Genomic DNA, 2,002 nt, shown 5'->3' on the forward strand with positions numbered 1-2,002 from the left:
TAGCCGTTCCGGCTGTTGGTCCCTTGCTCCTCCTGGCCAAGATGGTGATCCATCTCCGCATTGAGCGCCCGTTCGGCAAATGCCTTCTTCAATGTATCGAGCAGGCCGCCCTGGCTGAGCGCTGCTGCTGCGTCAGTGCCGGCCAGCAGTTGGTCGAGAATGTCGTTCGGTATCGAGGGTTCTTTGCGTCGTGACATACTGGGTCTCCTTGTTGCCCATTATGCCTCGCCGCACACGAAATTCCTGACAGTCCCGCACCTTGAGCCCCTCGCGCCGCCATATCCGCTCGACCCGCTTATGGTTCACCGTCCACCCCGCATGGCACAGCAACGCCGTCACCCGGCGGTAGCCGTATCGGCCATATTGCTTCGCCAACGCGATGATGTCCTCCGTCAGCGCCTGTTCGTCATCCGCCCCGCGCGGTACTTTACGCTGTGTCGATCGATGCTGACCCAGAACCCGGCAGATCCGTCGTTCGGATACCGGGACTGGAAGTTCGCGTCGCACATGATCGATGCAGCGCCGTCGCCGCGCGGGGCTTAGAAGTTTCCCTTGGCAGCCTCCTGCAGGATCAGCTTGTCCAGGGTCAGGTCGGAAATCGCACGGCGAAGCCGCTGGTTCTCCTTCTCCAGATCTTTCATCCGCCGCGCCTGGTCGGTCTTCAGACCGCCATACTCCTTGCGCCACCTAATGGGATGGACGGCTCTCCCACCCCGGAGCACTGTTGTGTAACCGAACTTGGAAGGAGAGAAGCGATGACCATAGATGTCCTCGGTATCGACCTGGCGAAGAACGTATTTCAACTCCATGGCGCGGATCGCAAAGGCAATGCGATTTTCAAACGCAGGGTCATGCGCGATCAGTTGCTGGCTGTGCTTGCCGGCATCGAACCGTGTACGATCGCGATCGAGGCCTGCACGGGCGCCTTCTGCTGGGCGCGCCAGTTTGAAGCCCTTGGCCACAAGGTGAAGATCGTCAGCCCGCAATATGTGAAACCGTTCGTGCGCAGGCAGAAGAACGACGGCAACGATGCCGAGGCGATCTGCACGGCCGTGCGCCAACCCCACATTCCGCTGGTGCCCAAGAAGAGCGTAGAGCAGCAGGATGTGCAGGCGTTGCACCGCGCCCGCCAGCGGCTTGTCAATCATCGAACCGCCCTGGTCAGTCAGATGCGCGGACTATTGCCTGATCGCGGTATCGCCTTTGCCAAATCGATCACCAGAGCGAGACGCATGATCCCGGAAATTCTCGCGCGTGCCGAATCTGGTCTGTCGGCTATGGCTCACGAAACCATTGCCGAACTCTGGGATTTTTCTGTGATCTCGATTGTCGCATCGCGCATTTCGACAAGAAAATCGAAGCCGTCTTCAAAGCGAGCGAGCCCTGTCAGCGCGTCGCCAGGATCAAAGGCGTTGGGCCCAAAACAGCGACAGCCATTGTTGCAGCGGTCGGCGATGGTTCGGACTTCAGGAATGGGCGCCACATGGCGGCCTGGCTTGGATTGGTACCGCGCCAGTTTTCGAGCGGTGACAAGGCCGTGCTTATGGGCATCTCCAAACGAGGAAGCCAGCATCTGCGCAGCCTATTGGTTCACGGCGCACGTGCCGTCGTGAGAACGGCACCCAACAAAAATGATCCTATGAGTCAATGGGCCAACCAGCTTCGGGAACGGCGCGGCTTCAACCGCGCAACGGTTGCCATCGCCAACAAGAACGCACGGATAATCTGGGCCGTGCTTCGAACGGGCGATCACTACCGCGCCGCCGCCTGAAGACACCAACCAGTTTGCGAGTAGACGGAGAAATGGACTGCACTGATCGAGCCGACGCGCGACGAACCTGACTATTATCGAGGCTCTTGAGGCCTACCAGCTGTAGAGGTGCGCGTGTGCGGATTTCCCATTTGGGCGCTCTGGCCAACCAGCTGACGCCGGATAGATGTTTGCAACTGATCCACGCAGAACGTTTCAATGCCGCTTGCAAAGGGAGAGCCGTCCATAGAG

General features: G+C 59.5%; 3 pseudogenes. 1 reads left to right on the forward strand and 2 read right to left on the reverse strand.

Features of this window, described 5'->3' with window-relative positions:
* Positions 1-197 (reverse strand): annotated as a pseudogene (locus DM806_RS11075) (IS256 family transposase); the annotation flags it as partial.
* Positions 198-228: 31 nt separating this feature from the next.
* Positions 229-809 (reverse strand): annotated as a pseudogene (locus tag DM806_RS11080) (IS3 family transposase); the annotation flags it as partial.
* Here DM806_RS11080 and DM806_RS11085 point away from each other — a divergent pair.
* Positions 756-1,771, forward strand: a pseudogene (locus tag DM806_RS11085) (IS110 family transposase). The pseudogenes DM806_RS11080 and DM806_RS11085 sit on opposite strands and share 54 nt — an antisense overlap.
* Positions 1,772-2,002: the final 231 nt, after the last annotated feature.

The organism is Sphingobium lactosutens (genome assembly GCF_013393185.1).
Classification (GTDB): domain Bacteria; phylum Pseudomonadota; class Alphaproteobacteria; order Sphingomonadales; family Sphingomonadaceae; genus Sphingobium; species Sphingobium lactosutens_A.